Below are 13,759 nucleotides of genomic sequence, written 5' to 3'. Positions count from 1 at the left end.
CTGCTACAATAGTCGTATGAAAACGCTCCTTCCGTTCGTCGCGGCGGCGGCGCTGATGCAGGGGTGCGGGAGCAGCAGCTCCGCAGACGCCTTTCATCCGCCCTCCGCCGCGCTCTGCGACGCCAGCAAGACCCTCGACGACGGGACGCTGCTCTGTGCCGTGCGTCCTTCCCGTCTCGACCCCGCCGCCCGTGACGAGTTCGGTACGGCGACGCTCCTGGATCAGCGGCTGGGGTTCGGATACCACAGTGCCGTTTTCCCGCCGGAGGGGAGCAGTGTGAAAGGGGTCTACGTGCATATGGTCGGGACCTTCGGCCGTCCCTACAACCAGGAAAACGGAGCGTTCGCTTCCGAAACCTTTATGCATGAAGCGGCGCAGAACGGTTTCGTCGTGCTGAACGTCGCCTACCATAACCGCTACCTCGTCAACGGCACGACCGAGTGCGGCGGCCATCCCGAGGTGGACAACTGCGCCGGAAAGGTGCGGCGGGAGAAGCTGACGGGCGAGGACCTCTCCGCCGTCGTCGACGTGCCCGAGGCTGACGCCGTCATCCCGCGGCTGCAGAAGCTTGTCGCGTATTTTGAAGCCAACGGCTTTCACTTCCCGGTGAAGGTTGTCGGCGCGGGTGGCGTGGCATGGGCGAACCTTTACGCCGGCGGCCACTCGCAGGGAGCGGGCCAGGCGCTCTACCTCTCCAAGTATTTCGGCGCCGGCCACGTCTGCATGCTCGCGGGCATCTACGACGTGCCCGATGACGTGCCCGTCACGGGGACGGTCGCCGACTGGATCACCGAGACGCCGCCTGTCCCCGACCCCGCACGCATCCGCGCCGTAACGGCGACGGACGACCCCTCCTACAGCGATTTCGTTTACGCCTACGCGCAAATAGGCCTGACAGAGGGCGTGCAGTGGAAATCTTTCTATGCCGCGACGTACCACGATGCCGAAGGCACTGCGATCGGCGCGCACGAGGCGGCGGTCGACGATCCCGCTTTCGCGCCGCTGCGGCAGCGTGCCTGTTTCGAGACGGGCAGTTTCGAAGGGCTTTAGTGAGGGTGTGATGACGGTAGTCCTGACGGTACTCGGTACGATCCTCCTGCTCTGGGGCATTCTTTTTCTTGTGTGGCCCCGGCTGGTCTTCGCCCCCGTATACTACCCGAACCGCGACGCCTTTCACCTGCATCCGGAGCGGTTCCATGGGCTTGAACGGGTGCGCGGCGGCAACGTCGTGCTCGAAGGCGTCGTTTATGAGCCGGAGTCGCCCCGCTGTACCGTCTTTTATTTCGGCGGCAAGGAGCAGGACAGCGTCGCGCTGGTCGGCAAGCTCAGCGAGCGCTTTCCCGCCTGGCGCATCATCGCCTTCAACTACCGCGGCTACGGGCGCAGCGGCGGCAGACCCGGCGAACGGCTTCTGCTTGAAGACGCCGTGGCCCTGGTGGCGTACGCGCGGGAGCGTTTCGGCCCGCTGATGCTGATGGGCTACAGTCTCGGCAGCAGTGTGGCCGCCTATGCCGCCTCGCGTACCAGTGTGACGCAGCTCATTCTCGTCGCGCCTTTTTACGACGTTCCCTCCCTGGCGCGGCTCAGGATCCTCTATCTGCCCGCCTGGATGATGCGCTGCCGTTTCGAGACGGCCCGGTACCTCGGCGGCGTTTCGGCGCCGGTGAGCATCTTCGCCAGCCGGGACGACGAGATCGTGCCAATCGAACAGAGCCATGCGCTGAAGGCGAAAGCGCCGCGGTTAGCTGTCTATAAAGAATACAGCGGGTACAATCATGCAGAAATACTCGGCAGCGATCGTTTCATCGCCGACGTCTCAAAGGTGTGCTGATGGCCAAAAATGCAGTCATATTGCTTAATATGGGAGGCCCGAACGACCTCTACGAGGTCCAGACCTTCCTGCATAACATGTTCAACGACCCCAATATCCTGACGATGAAGAGCGGCCTGCTGCGGCGCTTCATCGCCAGCGTCATTACCTCGAACCGCACGAAAAGCGCGCAGGAGGTCTACCAGAAACTCGGCGGAAAGTCGCCGATCGCGGGCATCACCAAGAAACTCGTCGCGGCGCTGCAGGCGAAGCTGGGCGAAGAGGTTATCGTCGACTTTGCCATGCGCTATACGCCGCCCTTCGCGGATGTTTCCATCGCCCGCCTGAAAGCGGCGGGGGTGACGCATGTCTACCTGATCCCGCTCTACCCGCAGTACTCGACGACGACGACAAAGTCCTCTTTGGAAGATTATGAAGCGCGGATGCACGCCCTGGGGTTCAAGGCCCTGGTGACGGAGATCAAGCACTTTTACGCCAACGCGGCGTACAACGCGGTCATCATCGACCGTATCCGCGAGGCGATGGCCGGCGCGGACGCGGGGGCGTTCGAGCTGATCTTCTCCGCGCACGGGCTGCCGCAGAAGATCGTCGACAAGGGCGACCCCTATGAGCACCATGTCACCGAACACGTTGCGCTGCTGAAGCCGATGCTCGAAGCGGCGGGACTTGCCTTTGCCGACATCCATATCGCCTACCAGTCCAAGGTGGGGCCGATGAAGTGGCTGGAGCCCTCTTTGGAGCAGAAGCTCGAAAGCCTGGAGCGCAAGAAAGTTCTCGTCTTCCCGATCGCCTTTACGATCGACAACTCCGAGACCCTCTACGAACTCGATATGGAGTACCGCGAAGTCGCGGAGGAACTTGGGTTCGAGGATTACCGCGTAGCGGCCTGTCCGAACGACCATCCGCTGTTTGTAGAGGCGCTGGTATCGCTCTACGGCAAGATGCGCGCCTGAGCGTTGTAAAAGGGCAAAATACGATAGTGGGGAAGGCGCGCGGGCGCCTGGGGTAGCGCTTAGAGAGTCGTTTTGAAGCTGTCGATGGCTGCCATCGTTTTGTGCAGGGTAGAGGCAAAGGCGTCGGCGAGCTTAGTATACTCTTCGACACGGTTGATGAGTACCGCTTCGCGCAGGGTCTCCGCGGCTTCGGCGAGGGCGTCGGCGCCGATGTTGGATGCGACGCCTTTGACGTCGAGCATAAAGGCGACGAGCCTTGCGTCGTCATTGGCTCTGATATAGGTTCGGACCAGGTTGTCCGCCTCGTTGTAGGATGCGACGAACTCATCCAGGATCTCCGCATACATCACCTTGTCACCGGCGCAGATGTCCAGTCCGACGGAGGCATTGAAGACCCCATCGTATTCGTGGGTCTTCAGTTCCGGAAGCGTTTCATCCTCCGCTGTTTCGGCCGCTTCCGAAGCGAGGTTGAGGTACTGGTACATCACTTCGTACAGGGCATCGACCCGCAGCGGTTTGGCCAGCTGCTCCTCCATGCCGGCTTCGCGCATGTTGCGGATATCGTCCGCCCCGACGTCCCCGCTCAATGCGACAACCGGCACGGCGTCAAAACGGGGATCCTGACGAATGGCCCGTGTCGCTTCAAAACCATCCATGACCGGCATGTGCGCGTCCATCAGTACCATGTTGTAGCCGGGGTCCGCGTTGAGCATATCGAGGGCTTCCTGGCCGTTGTTGGCGATGACGATCTCCATCCCGCTCCCTTCGAGCAGGCGGGAGATTACCTTCTGGTTGATCAGATTGTCCTCGGCGATAAGCAGGCGGTTACCGGCGAATTCGGCCAGCCGCTCCTTGGTGACGGAGCCCAGGTCCGCCGGCAGGCCGCGTTTTTTGCGTGAAACGGCCTCCGCCGGAGCAGCGGCAGGTGCCGCCGGCGTTTCGGGAAGTTCCTCTGCCGTTTCCGGGATCGTCTCGGCCGGTGTCTCTTCCGGGGTTTCGAAGACGACCGGTTCCGGTTCGGCGGCCGGCTCCTCAAAGAACGGCGTCTCCTCTATCTCGACCGTCGGTTCGGGTTCGAAGTGCTCTTCAGAGGGCACACTTTCTACTGCTTCGGGCTCCTCAGGAGCCGTTTCCGCTTCAGGGGCATGTGCCGTGGTTGAAGAGGCGGCGAATTTTTCGGCAAGCTCTTCAAAGTCTTCCTTTTCATGTTGGGGGAAGAAATCGCTGGAAGTCCGTTTCCTGCGGGCGACGTAGAGCAGGATCAGCAGGGCGACGGCTGCGAGGAGGATGCTGTACAGCAGCATCGAAGAGGTACCGTCCAGAGGCGGTTCAGGCAGGTCGTTGCTGGCGGTGACTTCGGTGGAAGCGGCGGGGGCAGGGAGCTCGTCCACGGCTGCGGTTTCCGGGGTGACCTTTTCGGGCGCAGAAACGGGCGCGGGAACTTCGGCCGCTTCCGGCGCTGCGGCAAGGGGGGCTTCCTCGACGACAGCGTCCGTTTCATCGACGACGAAGACACCGTCTTCCTCCTGGACCGGTACCGGTGCCGCCGCTGTGTCGCTTGCGGCAGTAGTACGGCTGACATAATAGGCGTCGGGGACGATACCTTTGACGCGCTCCATGACGACGGGGAGATCGCCGGCATCCGCGAACCCTGTCAGTTCGGAACGGTAGAGCCCTTTCACCTGTTCGACGGTGAAGCTGAAGCGCTCTGCGGCAATGAGCGCAGCGACGGCCTCATCCTGCATGAGATGCTTCTTGACCTCTGCAATGCGTGACTGGGCGGCATCGGCGTTGCTGAAGGCACCGATGGAAATAGCCTGGTTGAGTGCGGCAAATGCTCCGGCGGCCAGGAACATAGCGGCAAGAAGAAGACGACGTAACTTAATCATGATCCATCCTAATGGCACAGGGGACGTGAGCCCCCCGGTAGATATTGTTACTATTGTAGCGTGTTAATTTTAATTGACAACTTTTTTCGTCACCTGTCCGAAAGGACGCAGCAGCAGGATGAGCTTCGGTAGCAGCATGAGGTCCGCGACGATCGCCATAAACATGACGAGCACGGTCAGAAGGCCGAAGTAGATGGTCGGGATAAAGACCGAAAGCACGAGGATGACGAAACCGATCATGATGGCCGCAGAGGTGTAGCTCATGGCGTAACCGATACTCTCGTGGGAACGGTGCATTGCCGCGACATAGTCGCCGTCGCGCGCAAGTTCGATCCGGAAACGGTGGATGTAGTGGATGGTGTCGTCGACCGCGATCCCGATGCTGATGGCGGCGATGGTGATGGTCATCATGTCCAGGGGGATATTGGACCATCCCATGACGCCAAAGACCGTCCCGACGGGAACGAGGTTCGCGATAATGGCGACGACGGCTGTGAGGAAGGAGCGGAAGAGGGCCCAGAACATCAAGAAGAGCAGAACGGCCATGACGCCGAGGGTGGCGATCTGCGACTCGAAGAGGCTCTGGAGCATATTATTGTACAGCACCATCAGGCCGGAGATGTGCAGATGTTCCGGGGGGATGCCGACCACGTTGATCAGCCCGTCATGCAGCTCTTTGAGAAGGTCGGCACGGCGCAGATCGGCATCGGAGTCGATGATGCGCAGGGCGAAACGGGCCTGGTCGTGCTCGATGCTGACGTAGGGTTTGAGAATGATATCGGCGAATTTCGCGGGCATCTCGTTATAGAGCAGCGCGAGCTCGAAGTTGTCGAGTTCACGGCCGTGGTTGAGGGTGCGGCCCACTTCGAGCATCGTCCCGAGCGAGAGGACCTTTCCGACATGAGGGACGCTTTCCAGCCACTCGTGGACACGGCGCACAACCTCCATCCGGTTCTCCGTAAACCAGTACTGGGCCCCTTTCGCCTCGGCATTGAACTCCTCGGCGAATTCGTCGAATTCGTCGAAACCGGCCGCACTGTCGGCAGCGGGTTCGGACGGGCTTTCGGCTGTAGGGGGCTGGGGGAGGTCGATGGTGATGTCCAGCGGCGTCGTCCCGCCGAGCTGGCGGTCGATGACGGACATTCCCTGGTAGATCTCCGTCGTGGGCTTGAAATAGTTGATAAAACTGTTCTCGACGACGAGCCGCTGCGCGCCGGTGACGGAGAAGGCGATCAGCAAGACGGTGGCCATAAGCGTCCATGCGCCGTGACGTTCGGTGAAGGTCGCCAGGATCTTGGTGACGGAGAACTCTTTGTCGAAGGTCGTTTTCGGCTGTTTGCGCTTGAGCAGCACGTTGACGGCCGGAAAGAGCAAGTAGGTGACAATCAGGGAGACGCTGATGCCGATACTCATCATCCAGCCCAGGGCGATGACCGGCTTGATCCCCGAGAGCATCAGCGACGCGAAGCCCGCGATCGTCGTGATGATGGCGAAGAAGGTCGGTTTGGACATGGAGAGGGTGCTCTCCAGTACCAGCTCTTTTTCGGAGGCTGCGGGGTTGGTCAGCGCGAGTTCGCGGTAGCGCACGATCAGGTGGATGATGATGGAGATCGTGATGATCAGCTGCAAGGAGATGAAATTGGACGAGATGACGGTGATCTCGAAACCAAGCATCCCCAGCAGCCCGACCGTAATGCCGATGGAAAGGGCGGAGATCAGCACCGGCAGGGCGACCCAGCGCTTCTGGCGGAAGACCGTCCAAAGCACGAGGATCAGCAGGGCCAGGACGGCCACGCCGTAGGTTTTGAGGTCGCGTTTGACGAAGGTGACCATGTCGTCGGCGATCATCGTCACGCCGCCGAGGAAGAGCTGCCCCGCCGCCTGATGGGTGCGCAGCGTATCGCGTACAGCGAGGATCATGCGGTGGTCGCGTTCGCGGGCAACGTCGCGGTACGCTTTGAAGACGGCCGTCGCGTCGGCAAGCTCGGTCCTGCCCTCTGCGGTGAGCGTGCCGTTGTCGTCGGCCGCGCGCAGGGCGTTGAGGCGGTCAAGCAGCTCGTAGTAGTGGTCGTCGCGGACGAGGTTGACCTGCAGAGCCGTCGTTTTGAGGTCCGGACTGACAAGGTTGGAGACGTAGAGGGGATTGTGTTTGAACTCTTCGCGGGCCAGGGTCAGGTTCGCGTCGCCCGCTTCGATGGAGGGGATCTTCTCCAGCAGCTCCTTGACGGGTTTCGGAGGACTCTCCAGGAGCGGGACGTTGAGAATGGAGTTGACGGAGTCGATCCCGTCGATCTTCAGCAGCGCCGCGCTGAGGGTCCGGATATTGTCGAGGGTCTGCGGGGCGAGGAGGTCGGCGTCGGGGGTGTAGGTGACGACGAGGAAGTCCTGGCCGCGGTAGCGTTTGGCGACGAGGCGGGTGTAGGCGAGGTCCTTGTCATTTTCAAGCAGCAGGGTCTCGGCGGAGGCGTCGACGCTGAGCTTCACCGCCTGGGTGCCCAGCAGCGCCGCTGTGAGCAGCACTAGGGCGATGACCGTGCGGGGGTACCGGAAAACGAAGCCGGTATAGAAGCGTTTAAGCATCAGGCTGTGGTTGACGCAGTTTGATGAGAAGCTGTTCTATCGAGCCCTTTTCGAGCTCGCCGGCGAACTGGCTGCGGTAGGACTGGATGATGCTCACGCCCAGCACGTCGACGTCGTAGATCAGCCACCCCTCTTTGGCATGGTAGAACTTGTAGAGCACCTCTTTCTTCTCGCCCTTTTCGACGATGTAGCTGTTGAGATAGATACGGTTCTTGACCTGCCGCGGCGCTTCAAGGGTGATGGCTTCGTCCTTGTAGAGGTCGAGTTTGCTCATATAGAAGTCCTTGATCCGGCGCTCGAACAAAACGACATACTCTTTGCGCTGGGGAGGGGTCGCCTCCTGCCAGCCGGTTTTGCCGAGACTGAGCTTCGCCATCAGCACAAAATCGAAATAGGGGTCCATCTCCTGCTCGATGGCCGCATTGCGGTCCGTTTTGCTTTTGTTGTGATCGTTGAGGATCTCCAGGACCGCATCGACCTTCTGGCGCATCACGCTGCCGATCTCGTTCGCTTCGAGCGCCGCGGCCGAGAGGGGCAGCAGCAGGGAAAGCAGGGCAAGATAGAACAGTTTTTTCATGACATTACTCCGATATCAGTTTGTTGCGGTTTTGCTCGTAGGCATCGCGCATAAATGGGTAGAAGTCCAGGGCCTCCTCGCGGATCTGCAGGTACTCCTTCCGGTAGAGGGAGAACTTGTTGAAGCGCTTGTAGCCTACCAATCCCCACCCTTCATACGTATCGCGGGGGATATTATACTTTCTTGGGTCAACATAATAGATTGGGTTGACATAGAAATCGATCAGATCCCCCGTGATGTCGCGCAGGTTGCTGGGGCCGAAAAAGGGCAGGACGATCGGGAAACCGTTCCCGACGCCGTAGTGCCCCAGGGTCTGCCCGAAATCCTCCACATGGGGCTCCACCCCTATTTGCATGGCGGTGTCGAACATCCCGGCGAACCCGAAAGTGGAGTTGATAATAAAGCGCCCCGTCTCGGTCAGCGCGTGGTCGAATTTGAGCTGGAGCAGGTTGTTGACAAGGCTGACGGGGTAGTAGAGGTTGTTGAAAATATTGTTGATCGAGACCCGGATCGGTTCGGGCAGGATAAAGTCATAGGCGCTGAACACGGGGTTGAGGATGTAATCGAAGAGGGTATTGTTAAAACCGGTCATCCAGCGGTTATACCCTTCAAAAGGGTCATAGGCCGGTTTGGCGTCGTCCGTAAACTCCTCCTCGAAACCGGCATCGTCGAAGCCGCTGTCGTCAAAAATCTCGTCTTCGGGACCGGAGAGGTGGGCGAGCGGACCGACTTTTTCCGTTTCAGAGGGTGCGGGCACGTCTCCCGACTGGGCGTGAAGCAGCGTAAACCCGAATGCGATTGTCAGAATGAGTCTCTTCATGAATGTCAGGATTGTACCAAAAATGTTTAAATATTTCACTGCAAATTGTCACAGGAAAATCACAATATGACGCATCTCATGGCGCTTTGCTATAATAGCGCGAAACTGCCTGCGGGGAAGAAAACCATGCGTATTGTGATCTTTGACATGGACGGAACGCTGATCGATTCGCAGCACGACATCACCTGCTCGATCAACCACGTCAGGGCGGCGAATCATGCCCTGCCGCCCATCGACAGCGGCACCGTCGTCGCATGGATCAACAGGCCCGTGCGCAATCTGCCCAAACTTTTTTACGGGACGGAGCATTACGAGACGCGCGACCGCGAGCTCTTCGAATCGCACTACCATGAGCAGTGCATCCAGAATCCCGTACTCTACCCGGGTATCCGCGAGACGGTCGAGACGCTTCACGCTGCGGGCGTCAGGCTTGCCGTTGCGACGAATGCCCCGAGCACCTTTGCCGCAAGGATGATCAGGCATCTCGGCATCGCGGACTATTTCGACCATATCATCGGCCCCGACATCGCCGGGGCGTCAAAGCCGGATCCGGCGATGCTCCGCCTGATCCTCGACGCCCTGGGGTTTCGGCCGCAGGAGCACCGGGCCTGGATGGTGGGCGACAACAGCAAAGATATCGACGCCGCGCGCCTGGCCGGCATTACGGGCATCTTCTCCACCTGGGGCTTCAGCGCCGAGGGGGAGGGCGATATCGTCATCGGGCACCCTGCCGCACTGCTGGACATTGTCTGAAATGAAGCTTCTGCTCTCCCTGCTGTGTCTGCTTGCGTCGTTGCAGGCGACGGAACGGACCCGTGTGATGATGGGGACCTTCGCCACCGTGTCGGTCCCGGACACCGCCGCAGGCTGCATCGACGGGGCCTTCGCCGCCATGACCTCGGTCGAGAAGGCGCTTTCGTCGTACGACCCCGCCGCGGAGGTCTACCGCCTCAATCATGCGGGGGCGCTGGCGATCTCGCCGACGCTCTATGACGCCCTGCAGAGCGCGGTGCGGTACTACGTGCAGAGCGACGGCTACTTCGACATCACCATCGGTGCCCTCAGCCGCGGGGCCTACCATTTCGGCGAAGCGGAAAGAGTGCCGGGCAGGGCGGAAATCGCCGGCCTCCCGATCGGCCTGAACCTGCTGGAATTCAATGCGACAGCCGCGCGGCTCGCACCCGGCGCGATGCTCGACTTCGGCGGCTTCGGCAAAGGGGTGGGTCTCGACGCTGCCGCCGCCGTGCTCCGTCACTGCGGGGTTACGGAGGGCACCGTGGCACTCAGCGGCGACATTCGCTGCCTCGGCCGCTGCCTCCTGGCGATCCAGGACCCCTTTTCGGAAGGGACCCTCATGACCTTCAAAAGTCTGGCCCCGCAAACGGGAATGAGTACGAGCGGCGACTACCGGCGGTTTGTCGGGGACAAAACCCATAACCACCTGATCGATCCGAAAACGCGGGCATCGGAGCGCGCATTTGCCTCGATCACCCTCGTCGGTACGGTACGCAGCAGCGATCTCGATGCCTGGACGACGGCGGCGGCCGTGATGCCGCCCCCAAAGGCCGTCGCGTTTTTGCGGACCCTGCCGGTGGGCTATGTACTCATCTACAGCGACGGCAGCATCGTCAAAAGCGCGAACCTTCCGCGCTACCTTGAAGTATGGGAGGGGAACCGTGAAGATGATTGAAAAGATGCTGCACCCGGAGGAGACGATCCTCGTTGCCGCCGAGATATCAAAGACGTTCTACAACGGCATCCTCTCCCTCTACGGACTGGGCGCCCTGCTGCTGTTTATCGGTTACGAGTACGAGATCGGGGTGATCGGCCTGGTGCTCATCATCCGCACCTTCTATATGCATCTGCAGGAGATCAGAGAGAAGAAGTATTACCACTGCGTGCTGACACCCGAACGCCTCATCATCCACAAGGGGTTCAAAAACCGGGAGATCATCCCGATCAACCTCGAGGAGATCCGGACGATCTATATCAAGCCCTACAGCGAACGGTTCAAAAACCATATTGATGTTGGAACGCTGGAGGTCCTGACGACCTCCGGGGGGCGCTATGTCATCAGCCATATCAAGGCCCCCTTTGCGTATCACCGTGCCATCATCGGGGATGTCGTTGCCGCGACAAGTTATGCCAAAAAGCGTAGTAGATCAACTGAAGCATGAGCAGCGTCCCCAGCAGGCTCAGCAGCAGGTATGACGCCAGTTTGACCCAGACCCAGAGGGTGGCTCCGGAGGCGATAAAGTAACCGCTGACGATGTCGAGGAGCGCTGCGGCAAAGAGCGCGAGCGCGAGCCGGATCGTACGCCGTTTGGCGGTAGCGGTCGCGAAAAGCAGGAAGTGCGACCCCACCATGATAAAAAGCCCCATGGCGCCCAGATGCGGCACGGCGGTCTCCAGCAGCCCGTAAGCACTTTTGCCCGGGAGCGTGTCGCTGCCGAGATAGTAGAGCTCGATGCCCTGGAAGGAGAAGCCGATTTTGCTCGCAAAGAGGGCGGCGGCCGATGCGAGCAGCAGCAGCCCGAAGAGGGCGAAATAGACGACGGCGAAACGGTAGGCGCGCTGCATCAGGGCTTCTTGAGGACGTTCAGGTAGAGCAGCGAGGCGGAGGCCATGAAAAGCGCTGTGCCGTGCCAGAGCCAGAAGGCGCCCAGCCAGGGCAGGAGATAGGCTCCGCCTTTGTAATAGGCGAGGGCAAAGAGGACGATGTCGGCGGCGGCGGCGATCATGGCGATATTGATCATGACCGCTGCGATGCGTTTGAACGGGCAGAGGCGCGCGTAGACGGCAGAGAGGGTCAGCAGGGTCATCATCATAAAGAAGATGTCGCTGTGCAGGAGTTCAAGCACGAAGTGCTCGCTGACGGGGTCGATGAACTCCGCTTCGTTACCGTAAAGGGTCGCAGAGAGGGTGTCACGGTCGAGTCCGATATGGTCGCGTTTGAGAAAGGCGTCTGCGACGAGAAAGGTACCTGCGAACAGGAGCAGTCCGTTGAGCAGCGGACGCATCAGCGCGTCGCTGCGCAGGTCTTTGACGAGAGTGAAGCGCATCAGTGTTTCCTGATCGCGGTTTCGAAGAGTGCCAGGGCGAGGCGGGCGCCGTCGGTGACGTTGCGCGCGCTGAGCGTCGCCCCGCTGACGGTGGGGATGTCTTTGCCGACACGCAGGGTCGCGTTGGCGTCCTTGCCCCGGAACTGTTCGAGGTAGGGGTGCTGCGGCATATACTCCGGCGGTTCGTTGAAGGCGATGATTTCGATGGCCCGGATCGTGCCCTCCGGCGTGATCATGTAGAGCACCGTGGCATCTTTCTGGCGGACCTGGCGCGTCACCAGGACACCGTATCCGACGGTCTTGCCGTCAAGGACGGCGGTATAGAAGCGGTAGATTTTCGTCTCGAGCTTGAGTTTGGCGCGTTTGGTGACGGCAGCGGCCTGCTTGCTGCTGAGCAGCGTGTTTTTCTTCGTCACTTCGCTCTGCGCCCCGAAGGCGTGCTGCATCGCATCAATCGGCGAGATCAGCGGGGCGGCTGCCGCGCCGACACTCAGTAAAATCAGGGTCACTATCAACTTTTTCAGCATGGATCTCTCTTCAAAACGGATTATCAAATCCCCGCGGCTGCGGGGACTTGAGGATCGGTTTTGTATAAAAATTATAACACACGGCGGCGGAGCGGGAAGGAGAAGGAACGCCCGCCGGGCGCGTGCGGGAGGCGTCTTAGAAGACGAAGCCCATCCCGAGGCTGAAGACGTTGTAGTCTTCAAGCGCGCTGTCGTGGAAGTCGGTCATGACGTAGTCCGCCTTCAGGACGACCTGTTCGTGGGGGAAGAAGTTCATGCCCACGGTCGTGTTGGTCTGCTCGAGGTCCGGGCGGGTACCGCCGGCGACGGAGGAGACGGGGTCATAGCTCTCATACTGTGCGAAGATCGGCAGGCGGTAGCGTGTCGGCAGTGTCGCCAGCAGGTCATACTCCGCGTTGACGTAGTACCCCTCCGCACCGTCCGCCGCTTCGGCGAAGATCTTCTCGGCATCGGAGACGGTCATGGCCGTATAGAGCCCTTTGAGCTTGAAGCCCGCTTTTTCGTACTGGCCGTAGAAGTCGTACATAAAGGCGTTTACACCGCTCGGGCGCCCCTGTGTCGCGGCGCCGTAATAGGCGGAGGTCCCCAGGAGCAGGCCGCTGATGCCGCGGTAGTCGAGGCGTCCGACGAAGCCGACGCGCTGCATCGGGCCGTTCTCTTCCGAGCCGATACGGCCGCTGCGGATCCATTTCTTGTTGACGGAACCGGGCATGTTGTTGTCGTTGTTGAGCGCCAGGGCATTGATGATCCCGGCCGTGTAGCTAAGACCGATGTCGCTGAAACTGCCGTAGGCGAGAATCCCGGTCTCGTGCCAGGTCGAAGGGATCAGGTATTTTTCGACGTCCGGGCGCTGCACCGTGTTGAAGAGCGTCGGCTCGTGGCGCTTGTTGATCAGTCCCATCGGCACCAGGAGATTACCGACTTGGAGGTTGAAGGCCTCATGCAGCAGGAAATCGATGTACATAAATTCAATGGCAACCTCTTCGCCGCCGTGTTCGAATTCCAGTTCGGTATTGAGGACGATGTTATCGCTGAACTTGTACCCGATATAGGGCACGAAACGGTAGACGTCCGTATAGGCATCCCCGGCAGCGCCGTCGCTGTCCGGAGAAGACCAGTACATTTCACCGTAGCCGCCGATGGAGAGCGGGGACTTGGAGTAGTAGACCTTTGAGGCTGCAGGGCCCATACCGTTGACAGAGGCGTTTGCATCGACCGTCGTATAGTTGAATCCCGTTTTCAGGTCCGACGTTTCGTCGATCAGGGCATCCGTTTTTTCCTGCAGTTCGGCGATCTGGGCTTTCAGATCGCTCAGTTCGTCCGCGCAGAGTGTCGTACCGGCCAGTAGGGCGGCTCCCAGTGAAAGTGCAATGTGCTTCATCACCTATCCTTTTGTTGTGTTTTCTGTTTTTACGATTTCAAGAATCATTCCCAAAATTATGGGTGAAGTATAGGGAATGTCGCCCAAAAAAGTCAATAGATATGACAATCATTATCAAAAATGAAGGAGAAAGGACAT

General features: G+C 60.0%; 14 protein-coding genes. 6 read left to right on the top strand and 8 right to left on the bottom strand.

The genetic code is table 11. The features are described from left to right. Positions 1 to 16 precede the first annotated feature (16 nt). The 3 genes from WCX72_RS06615 to hemH are packed head-to-tail and all read left to right on the top strand — an operon-like array spanning position 17 to position 2,785. Positions 17 to 1,051 (top strand): hypothetical protein, encoded by a 1,035-nt coding sequence (locus tag WCX72_RS06615; protein ID WP_345969049.1) that lies wholly within the window; start codon positions 17 to 19, stop codon positions 1,049 to 1,051. A gap of 10 nt (positions 1,052 to 1,061) precedes the next feature. Beyond that, the gene (locus WCX72_RS06610; RefSeq protein WP_345971533.1) at positions 1,062 to 1,832 is read left to right on the top strand and encodes an alpha/beta fold hydrolase; all 771 of its coding nucleotides are present in this window, start codon (positions 1,062 to 1,064) and stop codon (positions 1,830 to 1,832) included. Further along, positions 1,832 to 2,785, top strand: a complete 954-nt coding sequence (gene hemH, locus WCX72_RS06605) for a ferrochelatase (protein ID WP_345969048.1) — start codon at positions 1,832 to 1,834, stop codon at positions 2,783 to 2,785. The genes WCX72_RS06610 and hemH overlap by 1 nt, the downstream gene beginning before the upstream one ends. 59 nt (positions 2,786 to 2,844) lie before the next feature. Here the strand turns inward: hemH and WCX72_RS06600 are convergent, their stop codons facing one another. The 4 genes from WCX72_RS06600 to WCX72_RS06585 form a co-directional block, all read right to left on the bottom strand. Then, entirely contained in the window at positions 2,845 to 4,674 is a 1,830-nt protein-coding gene (locus WCX72_RS06600) for a response regulator (protein ID WP_231018083.1), read from the bottom strand. Positions 4,675 to 4,743: 69 nt separating this feature from the next. Further along, positions 4,744 to 7,254: an MMPL family transporter gene (locus tag WCX72_RS06595; protein WP_231018082.1), complete on the bottom strand. Its 2,511-nt coding sequence runs from the start codon at positions 7,252 to 7,254 to the stop codon at positions 4,744 to 4,746. Next, positions 7,247 to 7,831 carry an ABC transporter substrate-binding protein gene (locus WCX72_RS06590; protein ID WP_231018081.1) on the bottom strand — a complete coding sequence of 195 codons (585 nt, stop codon included), beginning with the start codon at positions 7,829 to 7,831 and terminating at the stop codon, positions 7,247 to 7,249. Before WCX72_RS06590 ends, WCX72_RS06595 begins: the two co-directional genes overlap by 8 nt. A gap of 4 nt (positions 7,832 to 7,835) precedes the next feature. Next, positions 7,836 to 8,651 (bottom strand): VacJ family lipoprotein, encoded by an 816-nt coding sequence (locus WCX72_RS06585; RefSeq protein ID WP_231018080.1) that lies wholly within the window; start codon positions 8,649 to 8,651, stop codon positions 7,836 to 7,838. Between the two features lie 66 nt (positions 8,652 to 8,717). On the opposite strand from WCX72_RS06585, the gene WCX72_RS06580 reads away from it, so the two are divergent. Genes WCX72_RS06580 through WCX72_RS06570 form a run of 3 tightly spaced genes read left to right on the top strand, consistent with a single transcriptional unit; the run spans position 8,718 to position 10,828 of the window. Further along, positions 8,718 to 9,404: an HAD-IA family hydrolase gene (locus WCX72_RS06580; protein ID WP_345969047.1), complete on the top strand. Its 687-nt coding sequence runs from the start codon at positions 8,718 to 8,720 to the stop codon at positions 9,402 to 9,404. A gap of 1 nt (position 9,405) precedes the next feature. Continuing rightward, positions 9,406 to 10,341 (top strand): FAD:protein FMN transferase, encoded by a 936-nt coding sequence (locus tag WCX72_RS06575; RefSeq protein WP_345969046.1) that lies wholly within the window; start codon positions 9,406 to 9,408, stop codon positions 10,339 to 10,341. Beyond that, entirely contained in the window at positions 10,334 to 10,828 is a 495-nt protein-coding gene (locus tag WCX72_RS06570) for a hypothetical protein (RefSeq protein WP_345971531.1), read from the top strand. The genes WCX72_RS06575 and WCX72_RS06570 overlap by 8 nt, the downstream gene beginning before the upstream one ends. Here WCX72_RS06570 and WCX72_RS06565 read toward each other — a convergent pair. From WCX72_RS06565 to WCX72_RS06550, 4 genes are all read right to left on the bottom strand, one after another. Continuing rightward, entirely contained in the window at positions 10,764 to 11,231 is a 468-nt protein-coding gene (locus WCX72_RS06565; protein ID WP_345969045.1) for a hypothetical protein, read from the bottom strand. The genes WCX72_RS06570 and WCX72_RS06565 overlap by 65 nt on opposite strands. Further along, positions 11,231 to 11,713 (bottom strand): hypothetical protein, encoded by a 483-nt coding sequence (locus WCX72_RS06560; protein WP_345969044.1) that lies wholly within the window; start codon positions 11,711 to 11,713, stop codon positions 11,231 to 11,233. The genes WCX72_RS06565 and WCX72_RS06560 overlap by 1 nt, the downstream gene beginning before the upstream one ends. Then, positions 11,713 to 12,222, bottom strand: coding sequence for an FMN-binding protein (locus WCX72_RS06555; RefSeq protein ID WP_345969043.1), 510 nt, complete (start codon positions 12,220 to 12,222; stop codon positions 11,713 to 11,715). The genes WCX72_RS06560 and WCX72_RS06555 overlap by 1 nt, the downstream gene beginning before the upstream one ends. Before the next feature lie 154 nt (positions 12,223 to 12,376). Then, positions 12,377 to 13,621 (bottom strand): hypothetical protein, encoded by a 1,245-nt coding sequence (locus WCX72_RS06550; RefSeq protein WP_345969042.1) that lies wholly within the window; start codon positions 13,619 to 13,621, stop codon positions 12,377 to 12,379. Positions 13,622 to 13,759: the final 138 nt, after the last annotated feature.

Source organism: Thiomicrolovo immobilis, from assembly GCF_039645955.1.
Classification (GTDB): Bacteria; Campylobacterota; Campylobacteria; order Campylobacterales; family Sulfurimonadaceae; genus Thiomicrolovo; species Thiomicrolovo diazotrophicus.
The sequence above is the reverse complement of the archived record's forward strand: the minus strand, read 5'-3'. Positions and strand labels throughout refer to the sequence as shown.

Bases quoted from the DNA above. Each gene is read 5' to 3' on its own strand.
- WCX72_RS06615 (WP_345969049.1), top strand. From the start codon at position 17: ATGAAAACGCTCCTTCCGTTCGTCGCGGCGGCGGCGCTGATGCAGGGG.
- WCX72_RS06610 (WP_345971533.1), top strand. From the start codon at position 1,062: ATGACGGTAGTCCTGACGGTACTCGGTACGATCCTCCTGCTCTGGGGC.
- hemH (WP_345969048.1), top strand. From the start codon at position 1,832: ATGGCCAAAAATGCAGTCATATTGCTTAATATGGGAGGCCCGAACGAC.
- WCX72_RS06600 (WP_231018083.1), bottom strand. From the start codon at position 4,674: ATGATTAAGTTACGTCGTCTTCTTCTTGCCGCTATGTTCCTGGCCGCC.
- WCX72_RS06595 (WP_231018082.1), bottom strand. From the start codon at position 7,254: ATGCTTAAACGCTTCTATACCGGCTTCGTTTTCCGGTACCCCCGCACG.
- WCX72_RS06590 (WP_231018081.1), bottom strand. From the start codon at position 7,831: ATGAAAAAACTGTTCTATCTTGCCCTGCTTTCCCTGCTGCTGCCCCTC.
- WCX72_RS06585 (WP_231018080.1), bottom strand. From the start codon at position 8,651: ATGAAGAGACTCATTCTGACAATCGCATTCGGGTTTACGCTGCTTCAC.
- WCX72_RS06580 (WP_345969047.1), top strand. From the start codon at position 8,718: ATGACGCATCTCATGGCGCTTTGCTATAATAGCGCGAAACTGCCTGCG.
- WCX72_RS06575 (WP_345969046.1), top strand. From the start codon at position 9,406: ATGAAGCTTCTGCTCTCCCTGCTGTGTCTGCTTGCGTCGTTGCAGGCG.
- WCX72_RS06570 (WP_345971531.1), top strand. From the start codon at position 10,334: ATGATTGAAAAGATGCTGCACCCGGAGGAGACGATCCTCGTTGCCGCC.
- WCX72_RS06565 (WP_345969045.1), bottom strand. From the start codon at position 11,231: ATGCAGCGCGCCTACCGTTTCGCCGTCGTCTATTTCGCCCTCTTCGGG.
- WCX72_RS06560 (WP_345969044.1), bottom strand. From the start codon at position 11,713: ATGCGCTTCACTCTCGTCAAAGACCTGCGCAGCGACGCGCTGATGCGT.
- WCX72_RS06550 (WP_345969042.1), bottom strand. From the start codon at position 13,621: ATGAAGCACATTGCACTTTCACTGGGAGCCGCCCTACTGGCCGGTACG.